Source organism: Neoluteolibacter marinus, from assembly GCF_014904755.1.
Classification (GTDB): Bacteria; Verrucomicrobiota; Verrucomicrobiia; order Verrucomicrobiales; family Akkermansiaceae; genus Haloferula; species Haloferula marina.
Window position 1 is genome coordinate 11,980 of sequence record NZ_JACZFQ010000042.1, and the last position, 18,321, is coordinate 30,300.

14 protein-coding genes and 1 pseudogene are annotated in these 18,321 nt (G+C 65.6%); 7 read left to right on the forward strand and 8 right to left on the reverse strand.

The genetic code is table 11. The features are described 5' to 3' along the window. Window positions 1–206 precede the first annotated feature (206 nt). A complete protein-coding gene (gene rlmN / locus IG178_RS09925) occupies window positions 207–1,283 on the forward strand; it encodes a dual-specificity RNA methyltransferase RlmN (protein ID WP_193212389.1) in 1,077 nt (358 codons plus the stop codon). A 34-nt stretch (window positions 1,284–1,317) separates the two neighbouring features. Here the strand turns inward: rlmN and IG178_RS09930 are convergent, their stop codons facing one another. Next, window positions 1,318–2,610 (reverse strand): outer membrane protein assembly factor BamB family protein, encoded by a 1,293-nt coding sequence (locus IG178_RS09930; RefSeq protein ID WP_193212390.1) that lies wholly within the window; start codon window positions 2,608–2,610, stop codon window positions 1,318–1,320. A 139-nt stretch (window positions 2,611–2,749) separates the two neighbouring features. Between IG178_RS09930 and IG178_RS09935 the strand changes: the two genes are divergently transcribed. After that, window positions 2,750–4,705: a DUF455 family protein gene (locus IG178_RS09935; protein ID WP_193212391.1), complete on the forward strand. Its 1,956-nt coding sequence runs from the start codon at window positions 2,750–2,752 to the stop codon at window positions 4,703–4,705. Here IG178_RS09935 and IG178_RS09940 read toward each other — a convergent pair. From IG178_RS09940 to lpxK, 5 genes are all read right to left on the reverse strand, one after another. After that, window positions 4,696–6,858, reverse strand: coding sequence for a DUF4350 domain-containing protein (locus tag IG178_RS09940; protein WP_193212392.1), 2,163 nt, complete (start codon window positions 6,856–6,858; stop codon window positions 4,696–4,698). The two genes, IG178_RS09935 and IG178_RS09940, sit on opposite strands and share 10 nt — an antisense overlap. 133 nt (window positions 6,859–6,991) lie before the next feature. Further along, the gene (locus IG178_RS09945; RefSeq protein ID WP_193212393.1) at window positions 6,992–7,552 is read right to left on the reverse strand and encodes a fasciclin domain-containing protein; all 561 of its coding nucleotides are present in this window, start codon (window positions 7,550–7,552) and stop codon (window positions 6,992–6,994) included. 201 nt (window positions 7,553–7,753) lie between these two features. Beyond that, window positions 7,754–8,032 carry a hypothetical protein gene (locus tag IG178_RS09950; protein WP_193212394.1) on the reverse strand — a complete coding sequence of 93 codons (279 nt, stop codon included), beginning with the start codon at window positions 8,030–8,032 and terminating at the stop codon, window positions 7,754–7,756. Window positions 8,033–8,102: 70 nt separating this feature from the next. Then, complete coding sequence (locus IG178_RS09955; protein WP_193212395.1) at window positions 8,103–8,816, reverse strand: Bax inhibitor-1/YccA family protein; 714 nt, start codon at window positions 8,814–8,816, stop codon at window positions 8,103–8,105. Window positions 8,817–8,869: 53 nt separating this feature from the next. Continuing rightward, window positions 8,870–10,081, reverse strand: a complete 1,212-nt coding sequence (gene lpxK, locus IG178_RS09960) for a tetraacyldisaccharide 4'-kinase (RefSeq protein ID WP_193212396.1) — start codon at window positions 10,079–10,081, stop codon at window positions 8,870–8,872. A gap of 116 nt (window positions 10,082–10,197) precedes the next feature. Between lpxK and rph the strand changes: the two genes are divergently transcribed. Beyond that, window positions 10,198–10,983: a ribonuclease PH gene (gene rph / locus IG178_RS09965; protein WP_193212397.1), complete on the forward strand. Its 786-nt coding sequence runs from the start codon at window positions 10,198–10,200 to the stop codon at window positions 10,981–10,983. A 147-nt stretch (window positions 10,984–11,130) separates the two neighbouring features. After that, the gene (locus IG178_RS09970) at window positions 11,131–11,838 is read left to right on the forward strand and encodes a type II secretion system protein (protein ID WP_193212398.1); all 708 of its coding nucleotides are present in this window, start codon (window positions 11,131–11,133) and stop codon (window positions 11,836–11,838) included. A 147-nt stretch (window positions 11,839–11,985) separates the two neighbouring features. On the opposite strand, the gene IG178_RS09975 is transcribed toward IG178_RS09970, so the two are convergent. Continuing rightward, window positions 11,986–13,641 carry a GH39 family glycosyl hydrolase gene (locus IG178_RS09975; protein ID WP_193212399.1) on the reverse strand — a complete coding sequence of 552 codons (1,656 nt, stop codon included), beginning with the start codon at window positions 13,639–13,641 and terminating at the stop codon, window positions 11,986–11,988. Between the two features lie 188 nt (window positions 13,642–13,829). Between IG178_RS09975 and IG178_RS09980 the strand changes: the two genes are divergently transcribed. Then, the gene (locus IG178_RS09980; RefSeq protein WP_193212400.1) at window positions 13,830–14,063 is read left to right on the forward strand and encodes a hypothetical protein; all 234 of its coding nucleotides are present in this window, start codon (window positions 13,830–13,832) and stop codon (window positions 14,061–14,063) included. A 13-nt stretch (window positions 14,064–14,076) separates the two neighbouring features. Here IG178_RS09980 and IG178_RS09985 read toward each other — a convergent pair whose 3' ends face one another. Further along, window positions 14,077–15,039 carry a hypothetical protein gene (locus IG178_RS09985; RefSeq protein ID WP_193212401.1) on the reverse strand — a complete coding sequence of 321 codons (963 nt, stop codon included), beginning with the start codon at window positions 15,037–15,039 and terminating at the stop codon, window positions 14,077–14,079. A gap of 80 nt (window positions 15,040–15,119) precedes the next feature. Between IG178_RS09985 and IG178_RS09990 the strand changes: the two genes are divergently transcribed. Both IG178_RS09990 and IG178_RS09995 read left to right on the forward strand, forming a co-directional pair. Further along, window positions 15,120–16,622 (forward strand): hypothetical protein, encoded by a 1,503-nt coding sequence (locus tag IG178_RS09990; protein ID WP_193212402.1) that lies wholly within the window; start codon window positions 15,120–15,122, stop codon window positions 16,620–16,622. After that, window positions 16,619–18,321 (forward strand): annotated as a pseudogene (locus IG178_RS09995) (hypothetical protein); the annotation flags it as partial. The gene IG178_RS09990 and the pseudogene IG178_RS09995, both read left to right, overlap by 4 nt.

Here is an 18,321-nt window from a genome sequence, read left to right on the forward strand (position 1 = left end):
GGCGGCGGTCCGTTGTCGGCGGGGCAATGCCCACAGGTGGCGCGGCATCGCAAGTCCGGAAACAGCAGCTCGCAGGCCAGCACTCCGGAATCTCTGGCGGTCAACGAGTCGTGAGGGGGGCGGGGAAAGCGGCGATTTCGCCTCCGGGGGCGGATTGGGGGACAAACGGGACTTGAACCGGCGGCCTCCCCGGGAGATGGGAAGGCATGGCAACCGCCGCCCGCTCCCTGCACGACCTCGGATTCCGCGAGGTCGAGGCGGTGCTGCGCGCCGACGGCGTCAACCCGCACCATGCCAAGGCGCTGTGGCGGGCGCTGCAGCGCGAGGGCGAGCTCGACCTCGCCGCGCGCGACTTTTCACCGCCGCTGAAGCGCTGGGTCGAGGAGCAGGTGGGCGAGGGCAGGGCGTTCTTCCTGGACGCTCCCGCGGTCAGTTCCGAGATCCACAGCAGCGACGGCCTGACCCGGAAGTTCCTGCTCCGCCAGCAGGACGGCCAGGAGACCGAAACGGTGTTGATGGGCTACGACGGCCGCCACACCGCCTGCGTCAGCTCGCAGGCAGGCTGCGCGATGGGTTGTGTCTTTTGCGCGACCGGGCAGATGGGATTCGTCCGTCATCTCCGGCCGGGCGAGATCGTCGCCCAGGTGCTGCATGCCCGGCGCGTGCTGCAGGCGACCCAACCGGGCAAGCGCTTGCGGAACCTGGTGTTGATGGGCATGGGCGAACCGCTGCACAACTACGACTCGGTGATCCGGGCCCTCGACATCATCTCCAACGTCCGGGGGATCGGCATCGGTCCGTCGCGGATCTCGATCAGTACGGTGGGTGTCGTACCCGGGATCCTGCGGCTCGCCGAGGAAGGCCAGCCGTACCGGCTGGCGGTCAGCCTGCACGGGTCGAACGAGGCGGAGCGCTCGGCGCTGGTGCCGGCGAGCAAAAAGTGGTCGCTCGCCGAGCTGATCGCCGCCTGCCGCACCTACGGTGAGATCACCGGCAAGCGGATCTTCTTCGAGTGGACCTTGATCGCGGGCAAGAACGACTCGCCGGACACCGCCCGGCGCCTGGCGGCGCTGCTGGCGGGGATCGACGGGCATGTGAACCTGATCCCGCTCAATCCGACCGGCGGCTTCAGCGGGGTGCCCGCCGGCGAGGCCGCGGGGTATGAATTCCAACGCATCCTGCTGGAAGCAGGATTCCCCTGCACCTTCCGCCAGCGGCGCGGGATCGACGTCGCGGCCGGATGCGGCCAGCTCAAGGCGGAGAAGGTGGCCCGCGCTCGATGACCTGCGTTCAAGCGGGCGATAGGGCGGGTTGGCGCTAGTCCTTCGACAGGTCGATACAGGCGATCTCGTTCTGGCTGCGCATGACCAGGCGACCTCTCGAAAGGGCGAGCGGAGCCCAGAGCTCGCGGCCGGGCGGCTTGCTGAAGACCTTGGCGCTGGCGAGTTCCTTGTAGACCGGGCCGGGCTCGATCAGGCGGAGGTGGCCGGTGGCGCCGTCCTGGCTGATGATGATCCCGCCGGCGGAGATGATGCTGCCTTCGCCGAGGTCGGGTTGACGGTTGCTGCTCCAGAGAATCTTCCCGTCCAGATCCATGCAGACCAGTCCCCCGGGCGTGGCGTTGGCGGAATCGTTCCGCCTGTTTCTCCGGCCACCGCCACCGGCTCCACCGGAGCTGAGGTAAGCCTGGTCGCCGATCTTGAGGACCGGATGGATGGTGGCGCCGGGGGCCACCTCGTTGAGTTTCTCGACGGTGATGGCATCCTCCTTGGCGGAGAACTTGAGGAACTGGGTGCCTTGGCCGTAGCCGCCGGTGAGGAAGGCCTTGTCTTCGCCGACCATCGTGATGTTCGGGATCGAATTGTGACGGCCTCCGGACAACCTTTGGGTGTATTGGAAGACCTGGCTGCCGTCCTTTGGATCAAAGCCGGTTAGCATCAGTTCGCCGTTGCGGGAGCCCGGCATGACAAGCAGGTCGCGGCCGAGGATCCGGGCGGAAACCGGGGACGAATGGCTTTCACCGACGGGTTTGGATTTCCACACGACCTCGCCTGACTTCGTGTCGAGCGCGGCGATGCCGACGTCGTCGCCGGTGGGGGCGATGATGCATCGATCCCCGATGATGACGGGGTGGATCGAGTAGCCGAATCGCGGCGGCTGCACGCCGAAGGTTTTGATCACGTCGACGACCCAGCGCTCTTTCCGGGTTTTGCGGTCGATGCAGTAGACATGGCCGAAGCCGCTGCTGGTGTAGACCGTCTCCGCGGTCACCGTCGGGACGGTCCGGGAGCCGGGGTGGGAAATGCGGCCGGGATAGGCGTGCTCCCATTGCCACTTGAGCTTCCCGTCCGCGAGTCCCAGGCACATCAGCACGTCCTTTTCCTGATCGACACGGTCCATGAGGAACACCTCGTCACCGGCGATGGCGGCTCCTCCGTAGCCCTCGCTGAGATCACGGGACCAGAGCACTTCCGGGCCGGATTCCGGAAACGAGCGGATGATGTCGGCTTCGGGCAGCGAGTTGTCGCCGTGGGGGCCGCGGAAGCGAGGCCAGTCGTTGGCCGGGAGGGCCTGGGTCAGGATCAAGCAAAGGAGGGGAATGGCTTTCACGATGAGGAGCAAACCGGCGTCCGGGTTCTTGGTTGCGGGGCAAGGGTCTCGGATCTCCGGTTTCCGCGTCTTGGGGGAGGATCGCGGAAGGTGGTGGATTCGGGTTTTGCAATGGCGGGGGATCGGGCATCGTCGGGCCATGGAAATGCGCGAGGCTGCCGAGCGGGTCCTGCTGGCGGAGACGCTGGAGGACAAGTTGTGGCTTGGCCCGCGGGATGTTACTGATGACGCGCCGGGACCCGCTATCATCACGCCGGAGCGACCGGGCCGGCCGCGGGAACTGGCAATCGGGCCGAAGGGTGTGCGGGTCGAATTCCCGGGCATCCACCGTCTCGACGACGACCGCGAACGCGGGGTGATGCTGCACTTCCTGGCCAACCACGAACTGCTCGCCGCCGAACTGATGGCGCTGGTGCTGCTCAAGTTTCCCGACGCGCCGGAGGAATACCGCGCCGGGGTCTACGAGGCGATGCGCGAGGAACAGATGCACACGCGGATGTACGTGCGGCGGATGAAGGAGTGCGGGATCGCGTTCGGCGAACTGCCGGTGAACGATTACTTCTGGCGGATCATCGCGCCGATGGCGACGCCGATGGATTTCGTCACGCGGCTGAACCTGACCTTCGAACAGGCGAACCTGGATTTCTCGAAGCACTATGCCGGCTTGTTCCGGCAGGCCGGCGACACCGCGACGGCCGCGGTGCTCGAAAAGATCTATCAGGACGAGATCGGCCATGTCGGCCACGGGGTGAAGTGGTTCCGGCGCTGGAAGGACGAGGGGGCGTCGGACTGGCAGGCGTTCCGCAAGTCGCTGGTCTTTCCGCTCGCCCCGGTGCGCGCGAAGGGGCTGGCACCCTTCAACGCCGAGGGCCGCCGCCTCGCAGGACTCGACGAGGACTTCATCCGTCACCTCGAGGTCTGCGAGCAGTCGCGTGGCCGGACGCCGGTGGTGCACTGGTTCAACCCGAACGCCGAGGGTCACGCGATGTCGCCGCGCCATCAGCCGGACAAGGCGGCGGTCGCGCTCGAGGAGGATCTGGAGATGTTGATCGCCGGCTGGTGCCGCAAGGATGACGTCGCGGTGTTGCGCCGTCCGCCGTCGCGCGGGCACCTGGCGTCGCTGAAGCGGGCGGGCTTCGAATTGCCGGAGATCGTCGCGGTCGATGACCTGGCGGGGCGGAAGCTCGGTGGATTGCGGCCGTGGGCCTGGTCGCCGGAGGCGAGCCGCCTGCTCGGACCCTTGGCGGGGGATGTCTCGGCGAACGTCGCCTGGCAGTGGGTGGAGTCCACCCCGCGGGAGTGGTTCTCGAAGGAGATCGGGATCCGGCTCGAGGAACGGTTGGGATTGTCCAGCGACTGCAAGCTTTGCCGGACCCTGGACGAGGCGGAGATGGCGGTCGGGGAACTGTTGGAAACCGGCCAGGTTCTGGCCAAGGCGGCGTTCTCCCGTGCCGGCCGGGGTCACCGGCGGATCAACCGGGACAGCCCGCCCGATGCGACGCGGAACTGGCTGCGGAATGTCATCGCGGACCACGGCTGCGTCGTCATCGAGCCCTGGCTGGAGCGGGTGACGGATTTTTCAGCCCTCTACGAAATGACCGCCGGAGGGCAGGCCGAGCTGATCGGCCTGACCGTGATGGAGAACGATGCCGCCGGCCGCTTTCTTGGCATCCGGGTTTCGCCGAAGTGGGCGAGCATGCTCGATCCGCAGGTCGCGGCTTTCCTGCACCGCGACGAAAAGGTGATGGAGTGGTACCAGGAAAAGATCCCGGCGATGCTGGGCAGCGTGCTGCCGGGGCATGTTGGCGCGGTGGGAGTCGACGCGATGGTTCATCGACGTGGCGACGGTTCGCTCGCGCTCAAGCATGTCGTCGAGTTGAACGTCCGGTTGACCATGGGACGGGTGGCGCTGGAGCTGTTGAAGAAGTCGGCGCCGAACCGGAGCGGATCCTTGCGGGTCCTGCGGAAAGGCAAGGCCGGGGATCTCCTGGAGCTGCAGGGAGGAAGTCTGTCCGGCGGCCCGGTGATCCTGAATGACCCGTCCACCGCGCGGGAGTTCCTCGCGGTGTGGGAGGTTGCGGGGGATCAGTCGTAGGACAAGGCCAGCTCCCGCGGCGCGGAGGTGTTGTGGAACCGGATGTAGAGGAGGCCGTTCTCCGCATCGTGGGTGACATCGGGCACGGGCACGCCGTCCAGGGTGACGGAGGCAGGGACCCGGGCAGACTTGATCAGGACGACGGCCGGGGTGTCGCCGACCCCTTCCACGGTCCAGGCGGTGGTACCGTCTTTCGGCAGCGCCTTGCAGGCGGAAGCGAGGACTTCCGCTTGGCCGGGTTTTATCCGCTCGAGGTCGAGCAGGAACGTTCGCGAACCCGGGCTGACCGCGACTTCCGTCCGGACCTTGAGCTCGGGATCGAACAGGTTCACGAAGCGTCCCTCGAGCACCTTGCTGCCGCCGGCGGGGGACTCGTCGAGACCCGCCGCGACGTAGTACGGCCCGCGTCGTAGCAGAAGGTGGTCGGTTTCCCGCCAAGGGGTGCCGGATTTCTCCACGGCGGTCTTCAGGGTGGCCGCGAACTCGTCGGAGGCGGAGGCGTCGCGGGAGAAGTCGACCGGGCTGCGGCGCAGCCAGGCCACCGCCCCTTTTCCGACGTCGAGCAGCGGCGACTCCTCCTTGAAGTCGTCATCCGCCACACCCAGTGCCGCGAACAAGTGGCGGAGCGGGATCATCGCGGTCGTGCCGCCGTCATTCCACCACTCCTTGACCTGGTTGTAGGGATCCCGGTCGTCGTCGGCGACCAGCAGCACCCCGCCATTCCTCACCCATTCCGCGAGGCGGTCGTGGACTTCCGGGCCCTGCGGCTTCTGGCCCTCGTAGGTGAGCACCAGCACCTTCTGGTCGTCGAGGAATCCCGGCAGGGTGATGTTGTCGAGTTGCACCGGGGTCACCGGGATGCCGCGCTTCAACGCCGGCAGGGCGAGGCCGTAGAAGTGGCCCATGTCCGGATCGCTGGACGACGGTTGCTCGCGCTGGAACATCAGCGTGTCGCTGACCAGCACGCCGATCCCGCGGGTGCCGCAGTCCCACTCGTGGTCCGGCTGCTTCATGTCGGCCAGCGCGTGCATCACAACCTGGAGCTCGGTGGCGTATTCCGGAGGGATCGGTTTGGCACCGGCAGCCCCGCGGGGATACTTGCCGCCGAAGATCCGTTCCGGCCAGGGCGCGACTTCATACTGGGCCACCTCCGGCTGGAGCAGGGAGGCCACCAGCGTCGATTCCCAATTGGTCCGGTAGTCGTTCCAGTCGTGGCGCGGATTGTCCTCGATGGGGTCGTTCAAGTACCACACCCCGCGGCCGGTGGCGCGGACGAGGTTTTGCATCGCCCCGTACTCCAGGAAGGCGGTCTCGAAGGTGCGCTCGCGGCCAACCCCGCGGAAATGGTTGGGCGTCCGCGAGGTGCCGGTCCAGACCTGCGCGATGTAGCCGTCGCAGCCGTCGATCCGGGCCAGGCTCGACTGCGGGCTGACGATGCGCCAGTGGGCGTAGTTGAGCAGGCTGTGGGTGGGAACGTAGCAGCGGATCTTCTTGCCGGTTTTCCGGTTGAACGCGGCGACGTGGTCGAAGACCTGCTGGAGCGCGCGACGATAAAGGTAGTACTTCAGCTTGGATGCCTTCCACTGCGCGTCGACGGTCGCCTGCGGGTCCTGCCAGTCCTCCTTGTAGAAGGCCTTCCATTCGCGCTTGAAGCCTTCCGAGTAGCCGGCGCGGGCCCAGAACTCGGGCTCCTCGAGGTGAACCGCCTCGGCACCGGCCTCGAGGGCCTGTTGGATACCACGGGCCAAGAAGTCGCCGAAGTTTTCCGCGGGGCACATGTAGTAAACATCGCCGCCATGGCTGATGACTTTGCCGTCGCGGTCGGTCTGGGCGTTGTCGACGTGGTTCTCGCCGTCGAAGCGGCCATAAAGATAGTCCTGGTACTCGCCCCACGAAACGCCGGTCATCACGTGGATGCGGTAGCCGCGGTCACGCCAGGATTTCATCCGCTTCGGCAGGCTGGGGCCGATGCCGTAAACGAGGGCGACGTCCGACCTCAGGTTCCCCCGGGGGCTCCAGGGTTGGGAGGTTTGGAAACAGGTCCGCTCAAGCGCTTGCTCCGGATCGCCGGGAAAGGGAGGGGGAAGTTCGGCGTGCGCAAGGCAAAGCGGCAACAGGACCCCGAACGGAAGCAATGGGCGGACCTTGGTCATGGGGGCAGCTTACGCCGCATCCCGTCGGCATCTACCGTCAGGCTGAGAAGCTGACACGGTGTCCCGAATGTGAAGCGCGCCCGTGGAGCGAGTCCACGAGCGCGCTGTCCCGAGTCAAATCGGTGGGATTCGTTCAGTCCTCGTCGAGGTCGGCAAAGCCGTCGAGCGATTCCGGCACCATCACCTTGTCAACGGTGTGGATGACGCCGTTGCTGACCGAAACGTCAGCCTTCGAGACCATCGAGTCTTCGATCTGGACGGTGTCCGACTTGAGGTCGATTTCGACCTTTTCGCCGTTCGAGGTCTTGACCTCGCCATCCTTCAGGTCGGCGGCGAGGAAGGTGCCGGGGACCACGTGATACATCAGCAGCGAGCGGAGCTTTTCCTTGTTCTCCGGAAGCATCAGCGTGTCGAGGGTGCCCTCCGGAAGCTTTTCAAAGGCTTCGTCAGTGGGAGCAAAGACGGTGAAGGCGCCCTTGCTGCCGAGCGTCACGTCAAGACCGGTGGCTACCAGAGCCTTGTTGAGGATCGAGAAGGTGGCGCTGTCATGGATCGTCGAGGCGATGGTGTTCTTCTCGATCGAGGTCTTGGCCGCGGCCGGCTTGGTGGCCGGTTCTTCGGCGGCGGAGGCGATCGGCACCAGGGGAGCGATGGCGAGAAGCATGGCGAGGCGAGTGAGTTCGTTCGTTTTCATGTTGTTGTTTTGATGGTTGCTGCCGTCTCCCGGTTGGAGCGTCGGCATGGTCGCCATCCTTCGTCGCAACGGTCGTGCCATGGCTCCCCGCGGCTCCCGGTCGTGGTTTCCCGGTCGCTGACCCTCAGTCGGTCGCGCGTCGGGGTCACGGGATGCCGGGTGGATTCCAGGCACGATGAATCCTTGCAGCCTGCATCACGGTTACTCCATCGGATCGCGTGTTTTGCGACGCAGCGCCCACTTCATCGCGTCGAGGACTCCCGCGTAGGGTTGCTGCCTGCCGGCGTAGTTTTCGAGGACGTGGAAAAGGAAGTAATAGAAGCGGCAGAACGACCAGGTTGCGATCCCCCAAAGGATAAGGCGCTGCAGGCTGAACGAGTCGGCAAGCAGCAGGATGGAAGCGCCGATGCCGAGGAACAGGAACAGCCATCCTTTGGCGATCAGTGCGCCGCGGCTCTTGAGATCACGGTTGAGGTTCATGTCGCGTGTTCATTTCAGGGCATAAAAAAGGCCGGACACCCGCGGGCGTCCGGCCGGAGAAAAGAGGGCCTTAGTCGCGGCTCATGAAGATGCGCAGGACATACCAGAACAGCAGGGCGACGCTGGCGAAGAGCGACAGCGACGCGGCGACATGCTGGCCGGGAGCGTAGTGATACATGATCGCGCTGGTGTTGTAGAGGATCGAGCCGGACGCCAGGACAACCATGGCGAGCGAGAACCACAGTCCCATGCCGCTCGCGAGGCCGGGAAAGAACACCGCGGCGACGATCAGGCCGAGGGCGACCAGGAAGCCGATCTTCAGGATGCCGCCGAGAAAAGTGAAGTCCTTGCGGGTGGTGAAGGCGATTGCGGTGAGCCCGAGTACCATGAAACCGGTGACCGCACCCGCCTTGCCGATGGCCGCCGGATCGTAGGTCGTGGCGATCATCAGGATCGGCAGGAAAATCACCGCCTCCGCGACGATATAGAGCCCGAGCCCGGCATATTGCATGGTCTTCGAGGCGCCACCGTAGGCCCACTTGTTGGCGATCCACGAGACCGCCATGAAAGCGCCGAGGACGAGCAGCCAGCTGTAGGGGCTGGCGTTGAGGAGCCCGAAGACCGCCTGGGCGGGGACCAGTTGGATCAACAGTGCCTCAAGCAGGGCGAACACCCCGATCGCCCCGGCAAGGTGGGTGTAGGTCTTGCGGACGAACTCGCTGCGGGTCTCCATCGGAGCCTCGGCGACAGGTCCGACGGCATAGGGGTTGAAGGACTGGCTCATAGGTCGGTGGAGTTATGCACTGCCGTGATAGACCGGCAAGGAGAATCGGGGGGCTACAGGGCGTAGGCCTTGCGGTGGCGGAGGATCGGGCTGCCCGGGGCGGAGGGGTGGCAGAGCCGGGTGATCAGGTCGTCCCAGGCGTGGTGGCCTTTGAGGATCTCGACCTCGATCCGCAGGAAATAGACCGGAACCGTGACCTCCTTGGGCCGCGGGAAGCGCACGGCGTCCTTTTCCGTGGTGACCACGATCTCCATGTCGCGCTCGATGCAGCGCTCCATGAACTTGTCGATCTCCTTGCGGGAAAAGCGGTGGTGGTCGCCGAAGCGGCGGCGGATTTCCACCCGGGCGCCGAGCTTCTCCAGGCTGTTCTCGAATCCCTCCGGCACCGCGATCCCGCTGATGGCGGCGGTCCACTTGTCCTTGAGGAATTCCAGCGGTTGCTGCTCGCCGGTGAACACTTCCTGGAGATAGCAGGGACCGTGGGTGCACTCGATGATCGGGGCGACCGGGTTGTAGCGGCGGAGCTTTTCGATCAGCGCATCGTTCGGGCTGCCGTCGCACTTGGTAATCAGGATGTAGCTCGCCCGGCAGAGGTTGCGCGGGGGTTCGCGCAGGGTGCCGCGGGGAAGCAGGGCGCCGGTGCCGAAGGGCGCGCTGCGATCGACCAGGACGATGTCGTTGCCATGGGCGAGGTGGAGGTATTGCAGGCCGTCGTCGAGCAACAGGGTGTCGGCACCGAGTTCGCGGACGGCGAAGCGCCCGCCTTTCACGCGGTCCTTGTCGACGACCACCGAGACCCCGTCGAGGTTCCGCGCGAGCATGAACGGTTCATCCCCGGCATACTTTGAGTCGAGCAACAGCGCACGGCCGGTGGAGACGACCTTGGGCATCTTGTCCGCGGGATACTTGCGGCCGTCGGCGGACTTCCAGTTCTGGGGATCCTTGAGGCGCCGGCTCTTGTAGCCGCGGCTGAGGATCGAAACCGTGCGGCCGCGGTCGCGCAGGGTCCGGGCCAGCAGCTCGACGACCGGGGTCTTGCCGGTCCCTCCGACGGTGAGGTTGCCGATGCTGACCACCAGGGTGCCGAGGTGGTGCTGTTGCTTCCAGCGCTTGCGGAAGACCAGCAGGCGGGTCTGGACGACCAGGCGGTAGACCCCGGAAAGGGCGCTCATGGCCAGCCGCATCATGCCGGCGCGGAAGCCCTTGGCGCGGCCGAAAATCACGTCGGCGCCCCAGACTTCCAGTTCCGCCAGCGTTTCCTTCATCGGCACGGCCAGCGGAACCCGGAAGCCCCCTCATTCCAAGCGCGAAAAGCAGTGCTGACCGACCGCGGAACCAACACCTCTTGCCATCGGCAGCCCGCTTCCATTCACTTCGCCCCATGTCCACTGCACGCCACGACGGCCGCCAGGCCGATCAGCTCCGCCCGATTTCCTTCATTCCCCATGTCGCGCCGCACGCCGCGGGATCGGTGCTGGTCTCGTTCGGGAACACCCGGGTGATCTGCGCCGCCACCATTCATGAAGACGTGCCGCGGTGGATGAAGGCCCAGCGGGTCGAGGGCGGCTGGCTGACCGCCGAATACAGCATGTTGCCGTATTCCACCCTCGACCGGAAGGATCGCGACATTTCCCGCGGCAAGCTCGACGGCCGCTCGTCGGAGATCCAGCGGCTGATCGGCCGCTCGCTGCGGGCGGTGACCGACCTGTCGAAGCTCGGCCAGCGGACGATCTGGATCGACTGCGACGTCCTTCAGGCCGACGGCGGGACCCGCACGGCGTCGATCACCGGCGGCTGCGTGGCGCTGGCGATCGCGCTCAACGGCCTGATGGCGGCCGGGAAGCTGAAGGCCTTCCCGCTGAAACAGCTGGTTTCGGCGATCTCCGCCGGGGTGGTCGACGGCCAGCCGGTGCTGGATCTGGACTACATCGAGGACAAGGGGGCCGCGGTCGATTTCAACGTCGTGATGACCGAGGGCGGCGAATTCGTGGAAGTCCAGGGCAGCGGCGAGGAGGCGGTTTTCACCGGCGGCGAGATGGCGGCGATGCTGGAGCTGGCGGGGAAGGGATCGACCGAACTGGTGGCCCTGCAGCGGCAAGCGATCCTTGATGCCGACCGGCCGAGCGGGGACGCCATGGCGGCACTGGCGGCGGCCTTTGCCCGTTGAAAGTGAGGCACCTACTTTATCCTTGCGCGGGCCCATGGCAGGCCTAGCTTGAACTGACCATCCAGCCTCTTTCGGGGCGGGGTGGTTCATATAAAAACCGGGAGCCAAAAGCCCCCGAAACATAGACCAGAAAAAAGAAACAAAACCATGAAAACCAAACGCCTACATCACGGCGGCTTCACCTTGGTGGAGCTCCTCGTCGTGATCGTTATCATCGCGGCCCTCGCGGGCCTTTCACTGCCCGTCATCATGAAAAACAAGAAGGCGGCAGACAAGACCGAGGCCCTGAGCAACGTCAAGCAGATCGGCCTGTCGTTGTTCGACTTCGACACCGAGTACGGCAGCTTCCCGGACAACGAGACCGCGGAAGACGTGAAGGAAATGACCGGAACGGACCTCGATTTCGCCGGGACTTTCTCGAACGACTACTTCCGCCAGCTGATCGCCCAGGGCGTGAAGTCGGAGAAGATCTTCTGGTGCAAGACCACGGAGACCACCAAGAAGCCTGACGACGTCCTGACCGCCGGCAAGGCGCTCGAGACCGGTGAAGTCGGCTACGGCTACATCATGGCCAGCCAGACCCGCGGCCAGAGCTCGGCCGGTGATCCGAACCGCCCGGTGGTGGTTTCGCCGCTCTACAAGGGCCAGCCGAACTGGGAGTTCGATCCGGCTCCGTTCGGTGACAAGGCCATCGTCCTGCGCCTCGACAGCAGCGCCCAGGCGGAAACCATCCGTCAGGACAACAAGTACATCAGCATCAAGGGCGGACGTTACTTGCAGACGACCGGTGACAGCACCCCATGGGGCACCGACATGAACCCGGTCCTCCGTGGCCCGCAGGTTCGCGGTCAGTAATCCCTTGGATCAAATCATCTGATTCCCGAACCGGGGCGCTGGAAGGCGCCCCGGTTTTTTTATCGGGTGACCGGAGGGATTCAGGGGCTGTCCCTGGGCCACGGGTGACCGGCTTGGACGAATCTGCCGCTCGCCCCGGCGGGGGGATCACCACTTCAGCTCCAGCAAGGTCACCCCTTGGCGTGGCAAGGTGACGGTCACATAGGATTGGCCGTCCTTTTCAGTGAAAGCGGCATTCTCTTTCACTTCGGCCAGCCGGCAGGCCTGCTCGAGGTCGGCGATCTGTTCTTCCGTCGGCTGCTGGGGCGATCCCATGGCCAGCCATGCCGTGAAGGCATTGGAGTGGGTTTCATCGACGAGGTAGCGGCTCATTTCCGGAGTGCCCGCGGGAGCCCCGGTCAGGTCGATGCGGACTTCGGCGTCGGCGCCGCGGACGTCGTCGTCGTGGTAGTGCCACACCAGCACCGTGATCTTGTTGCCGTCCATGGCGGCAAGCGCCGACACGTCGGCCTTTCCGCGGACGCCGCTGCGCAGGATGTCCGGCAACGAAACCGCGGCGTCGCTGGCAACCGGGAGGCGCTTGCCGCTCATCTTCGAGAACATCCGGAAGACGTTGAGTACGGGCTTGTCGATGCCGTTGGTGGCGAGCGAGCGGAAGCCGGCGAAATAGGGCTGGTCCTCGAATTCGAACGCCCAGGTCAGGGCACCCTCGAGATTCACGCCGTGCTTGTCCGCGAGATCGAGTTTCCGCGGGAAACTGGCGGCGGTGTAGCTGGAGTACATGGTGCCGTTGCGGTAGGCGAGGTTGGGGCCCTGGCAGGCGGCGCAGCCTTCGGGATCGGACTCACCGATGACGATCGGCGTGTCTTTCAGCTCCGGGTAGCGGGCGATCACGTTGAAAGCGTTGTCGATGTCGCGGAGCTGGTTGGAGATCCCCATCTGGACCCGGCCACCGACGTCGCGGGGCGATCCCTTGGCATGGAAGGAGATGAAGTCGAGCGGCGTGCCCTTTTCCCCGCTGGCGAGGTTCTTGCCGTGGAGGCAGTGCTCGATGAAGCCCTTGAGGAAATCGCCGCCGGGTCCTCCCGCGACATCGGGGCCGCCGACCTTGGCTTCCGGGATGGCGCGGCGGACGGCGCGGACGGCGTGGTCGTGGAGCTTGAAGAACTCCTCCCGCGAGCCGCGCCAGTAGCCGATGTTGGGCTCGTTCCAGGTTTGCCAGTACCAGGTGAGCACCTCCTCGGGTCCGTATTTCTCCACCGAGTGCTTGGCCCATTGGTAGACCAGCTCCTCCCATTTCGCCCAATCCTTCGGCGGGTAGGCCCAACCGGTGTAGATCTCTTCGTACTTGGCCCGCGGGGTCCAGTGGTGGCGGTAGGGCTCCGGCTTCACCGACAGGGCCTGCGGCATGAAGCCGATCTGCACGTAGGGCCGCACCCCGTTCTTCCGGTAGGTGTCAAAGATGTCGTCGATGATGGTCCAATCATAGACCGGGTTGCCGGCGGCATCTTCGGTGTAAGCGTTGGTCGAGCCCCACTTCAGTGCCGGCGTGCCGTCGCCGGTGACCAGCAGGCTGTGGGCGCGGAAAAACACCTGGTCGGGCTTCAGCGACCCGAGGTGGCCCAGCAGCTCGTCGCCGTGTTTCATGGTGGCGTAGTTCGGCTCGTCGGCCCCGAAGAATCGCCAGATCGGCTTCAAGTCGTTGCCGGGACGGGCGGCATCGACGCGGATGTTCACCGGAAAGGAATCCGCCGCGGCGAGGCCGGCCAGCGCAAGGAGGAGGGCATGGGTTTTGACGATCATCTTTGCCACGTTGGCAGCCGTGGCTCGGAACTGCCATTATGTTTCCGACACGAAATGGGCGGATGTTCACGTGCAGCCTGCGACCCGACCCGGGCGCTTTTTGCATGGCGGGTCGCACCGTCACGGCGGGCGAGCCCCGGAAGCGCGTTCCTTGCGACGCGGTACGCTCCGTGCGAAGGTAACGGGTTATGAAAACCAAGTTCATCTCTTTGGGGATCGCGGTTCTCGCCATTCCCGCCTGCACCACCACCTACGATGCCTACGGGCGTCCCGTTCAAACCGTCGACCCCGGGGCCGCCGCCGCAGGTGTCGTCGCCGCCGGTGCCGTCGGTTACGCCATCGGCCAGCACAACAACAACGACCGCTACTACTATGGAGGCGGCTATTACGGTCACCGCCACCACCATCATCGCCGCTACTAATGTGGACCGCGAGTCAGCCCGCTTCCGGGGCTGCCGGCGGGACATTGGGAGCCGGTGGCTTCACCCAGGCGGGTGCCTTCGGCGTGGCGTCGGCGTAGATGCTGACCAGCGACATCCCGATCAGGCCGACAAAGCCGGCGTAACCCATCGTCATTGCGGTCGCCATGCCGACGACGAAGGGGGTGAAAATCAGCAGGCCAATGACCATGAAGCTCGGCTTCACTTCATAGGCATGGACCACCAGCCGCAGCCGTGATCGCGCGAGCGAGAGGCCGAGCAGCGTGTAGCACAGCGTCGCCGCGACGGCATTGATGTGGTAGAAGAGACCGCATTTCCCGCTCGCCACCGCGGCGAAGCCGACCGGGATGCCGACGCCGGCGATCATCGAGCCGACAAACAGCAGGACCACGCCAATCCTCGCCATGAGTCCACGGAAGGACGAGGCCCCGATGGCTCCGGCGCACATCATCGAGGCGAGCGCGATCACCGTCAGCGAGCAGGCGAGTTCGCGCAGCAATTCGATGGCGCCGACGTTGTAGCGGACGATCACGTACGGCAGCAGCGAGATGAAGGTCAGGGTCGAAAGTCCCCACAGCGTGAAGAATTTCCCGCGGACCACCTTCCACCGGCTCAGCTTCGTGAGCAGCAGCAGCTCGTGGTTCCCTTCGTCGAGCTCCTGGCCCATCAGGACCAGCCCGCCGAGGGGCATGACAATGGAACAGATCGCCGCGGCGCAGATCCAGAACGGGCCGGACTCGGCGAGCATCGCGACGTTGAGCATGCCCGAGAACTTCTCGAAGGAGTAGCCGGCGTCGTCCTGGAACTCCAACAGCAGCGCCATCACGGCGAGCGCGTGGATGCCGAGAAACGGGTAGACGAAGCTTCCCCGCCGCATGTTCTGCCGCAGTTCCTTCACCAGCATCGCTCCGAAGCGGTCCGGCAGATCGTCGTTCGCCACGCTTTCCACGGCTGACATGATCGACAACGGCGGGACGGGGGCAAGGCGGAGTTTCTGCAACCTTGCCAAGGATATGGCGGACCGGTAGGAGATGATAAGTGAAAGCGCGAGTCGTGATCCCTGCCGCTGTCGTGCTCGGCTTCGCCGGCGGATATCTGGCCAAGCGGCCGCCCGCGGGATCGGTTGCCGATACGCCGGCTGAGGTTGTTTTCAGCCGGACCCGGGGCGCTGTTCCGGGGGCGGGGGAGGAATCCGCGATGGCGGGGACCGCACGATCGACCCTGAAGTCGGCCGACAGCCTGGCGGATTTGGAGAGGCTGGAAGATTTCGAACTCTACCCCCGGCTCGCACTGTGGCTGCTGGACGCGGGAGAGGGCGAAATGGCGGAGTTTTGGGCCGGCTACCGCGAGCGGCCGGAGCGCGACACCTGGGTGGTGGACCTGATCTTCTCCCAATGGACCCGGCTTGATCCGCGGGGTGCCATCGAGGCAGCGAAGGGGTCCGGACACGAGGGGATCCCGTGGTGGGCGTGGACGATCAATGATCCCGATGCCGCGATCGCAGCCGTGAAAGACGAGTCGTCCGACATGGCCGGATTCGTGATGCGCGCCGTCGGCCAGTTTCACCCGGACCGGGCGCTGGCGGTCCTGGAGGAGAATCCGGAGTTCGGGCAGTGGAACGGCATCGAGGGCGTGGCGAATGGCATGGCGCGCAGCGACCCCGAGGCCGCCTTGGATTTCCTCCGGGATCACGGGCAGTACTACGACATGCGGCTGATGAAGGACTGGGCGCGGGACGACCCCCACGCGGCCTTCGAGTGGCTCAGGGCAAACCCCAACCGGCAGTACAACCGCCAGGAGGAGGTTTTTCTGGAAACCCTCGAACGTGAGAATCCGGAGGTGTTGGGGGAGCTCGCCGCGGCGACTCCGCCGGGCGCGTTGCGGCGCAAGCTCGAGGCCGCCGCCTTCCGCAATCTGGTGAAGGAGAATCCGGACGAAGCCCGCGCCCTGGCGCGCAACAGCGAGTCGCCGCGGCTCGCTGCGGAGCGATTCGCGGAACTCGGCCGGGCAACGGTGGCCGACGATCCCGGAGAGGCGATGGCGATCCTGGGAGAGCTGTTTGAATCCTGTCCGGATGCTTTCACCCGGTCCCGTTTCACCTCGTATCCAGGCGGCTCTTCCAGCGGCAGCAGTCCGATCAACGGGGTTTCCGAGTTCGTCGGCCAGCTGGTGGCAGTCGATCCGCAAGGCACGATGGACGCAGCGAGCGGTCAGGCGGGGGGCGAGAATACGGTGGCGAGGATCTGGCTCGATCGCGATCTCGACGGCTATGCGACCTGGCTCCGCGGGCAGGAGGCGGGCCCGTCGAGGGATCAGGGCATGGCGATGGTATCGACCAAGTTGGTCGATGAGAAAGAGTTCGAATCCGCGATCCAGTGGGCGACCGCGATCGAGGGGGAGTCGGAGTCCTTCGATACGGTCAACAATGTGATGAACTTCTGGATCCAAACGGAACCCGAGGCCGCAAGGGCATGGCTCAAAACCGCGGACCTGCCCGAGCGGTACCAGGAAATGCTGAACCGACAGTTCCTCCAGCCATGAAGCCGATCGTTCGACATGCTTTCGCCTTGTTGGTCTTCGCGGCATCCGCGGTCGCGGGCTGGCAGGCGAAGTGCGGGAGGGAAACCGCCGGGGACGAAGCGCAAGAAACCTTGCCGCCGTCCAAGCACTCGTCCCGCGGGCGCCGGGTCGCGGAAAAAGCGGCGGTGCCGGCCGATGTCAGCGCGGCGTTGGCGCCGGTCTATGCCGCCCGATCCCCGGTCGAACGGATGCGGGCGACGATCGAACTGGCGAACCGCCTGCCGGTGTCGGAGCTCGAGCGCTGGTATTCGGCGGACTGGTTCCAGTTCAACGAGAGCATGGACTCCAACCTGTTCTATCAGATCACCCGGGCCCGGTGGCTGGAGGAGGACCCGGAGGGCATCACGGCCTACTTCCTGAAGCGCGGCCATGATCGTCTCGGCCAGGTGGCAGGCGAGTGGGCGAAGCGCGATCCGCAGGCGGCCGCCGCTTTCCTCGACTCAGTCCGCGACCCGAAGGACCTGGCCAAGCTGGCCCAATGCATGGCCTCGGGCCTTGCGGCGGCCGATCCCGCGCTGGCACTGGCGCAGCTCTCCAGGCTCAGGAGCGACCTCGGAAGCCAGCAGAGTTGGGTGATCGGTTCGTTCCTCAACGGACTCGCCGCAAGCTCTCCCGCGTTGCTGGAAAGTGAGGCCGCAGGCTGGCCGGTCTCTTTGCGGCAGCAGGCGATGATGGCGATCGATGTCGCGTCGCTGCGCGGAGACTTCGCCGGTGCCGTCGCCGCTTTCAGCGGGGCGCCGGATGGCCGGGAGCGTTTTGTCGAGGCGCTCTCCAATGACAGCCAGCTGATGCAATCCCTCGCGGGCCGCGCCGGGGGATTACCTGACGGATGGTTTGCCGCCGCGGCTTCCAGAAATCCTTACTACGTGGTCAAGGATGACCCGGGCCGGTGGTTGGATGCCGATCTCGAATCCGAAGGATTCACGAAGGTGCAGGCGGGTAACCTGAGAAGCCAGGCGCGGAGTTTGCTTGCCTCCAACGATCCCGTGAAGGCGCTCGACATGGTGGCCCGGGGTGAGTTCAGCGACAGTGAGCGGCGGGAGGTCATCCTGAATGCCATGCGACATCTGTCCAAGAAGGACGCTGCCGCCGCCGAAGAATGGATGGCGAGGTTTTCCGATGAGGAGGACATCAAGGTCGCCAGCGATGGCATGCAGCTCGCGGACGACCTGCCTTCCGCCGAGCCCGAGGCCTGGATCGCGGCTCTTGTGGCCGCACCGCCCGGGAATCTCTATCGGTCCTTCGAGGAGGCCGGCCGCTGGGATGCCGGCCGATGCGCCGAGGTATGGGCGGCCTTCGGGAAGCTGCCGGATGCCGACAAGAGGAAGGTCGCGGAAAGTCTCGGGAGCCGGGCGGAGGGGCTCAATCCAAGTCTCGCGGCAAACGCCCTCGGCTACCTGATCGAGAACCCGGCACCGGAGCCATCGGTGCAATCCGGCCGGGCGACCAACCTCGTGCGCCAGGTTTCGGAGTTCGCCGCACGCTGGGCCGACGAGGACCCGTCCGCTGCCAGCCGGTGGGTGAAGTCCTTGCCGCCCGGCGAGGAGCGCCTGTGGGCGGCCAGGAACCTGGCGGTCAGGTGGTCCGAATACGAGCCGTCGGCCGCCCGCCGGTGGGCCGCCGGGTTGCCCGGGGACGAGCGCGTTGAAGTCGAGCGGGC

What these genes read in the sequence shown, in the direction of transcription:
- IG178_RS09980 (WP_193212400.1), top strand. Translation starts at nt 13,830, where the DNA reads ATGAAAACCAAGTTCATCTCTTTGGGGATCGCGGTTCTCGCCATTCCC.
- IG178_RS09935 (WP_193212391.1), top strand. Translation starts at nt 2,750, where the DNA reads ATGGAAATGCGCGAGGCTGCCGAGCGGGTCCTGCTGGCGGAGACGCTG.
- rlmN (WP_193212389.1), top strand. Translation starts at nt 207, where the DNA reads ATGGCAACCGCCGCCCGCTCCCTGCACGACCTCGGATTCCGCGAGGTC.
- IG178_RS09975 (WP_193212399.1), bottom strand. Translation starts at nt 13,641, where the DNA reads ATGATCGTCAAAACCCATGCCCTCCTCCTTGCGCTGGCCGGCCTCGCC.
- rph (WP_193212397.1), top strand. Translation starts at nt 10,198, where the DNA reads ATGTCCACTGCACGCCACGACGGCCGCCAGGCCGATCAGCTCCGCCCG.
- lpxK (WP_193212396.1), bottom strand. Translation starts at nt 10,081, where the DNA reads ATGAAGGAAACGCTGGCGGAACTGGAAGTCTGGGGCGCCGACGTGATT.
- IG178_RS09985 (WP_193212401.1), bottom strand. Translation starts at nt 15,039, where the DNA reads ATGTCAGCCGTGGAAAGCGTGGCGAACGACGATCTGCCGGACCGCTTC.
- IG178_RS09940 (WP_193212392.1), bottom strand. Translation starts at nt 6,858, where the DNA reads ATGACCAAGGTCCGCCCATTGCTTCCGTTCGGGGTCCTGTTGCCGCTT.
- IG178_RS09970 (WP_193212398.1), top strand. Translation starts at nt 11,131, where the DNA reads ATGAAAACCAAACGCCTACATCACGGCGGCTTCACCTTGGTGGAGCTC.
- IG178_RS09955 (WP_193212395.1), bottom strand. Translation starts at nt 8,816, where the DNA reads ATGAGCCAGTCCTTCAACCCCTATGCCGTCGGACCTGTCGCCGAGGCT.
- IG178_RS09950 (WP_193212394.1), bottom strand. Translation starts at nt 8,032, where the DNA reads ATGAACCTCAACCGTGATCTCAAGAGCCGCGGCGCACTGATCGCCAAA.
- IG178_RS09945 (WP_193212393.1), bottom strand. Translation starts at nt 7,552, where the DNA reads ATGAAAACGAACGAACTCACTCGCCTCGCCATGCTTCTCGCCATCGCT.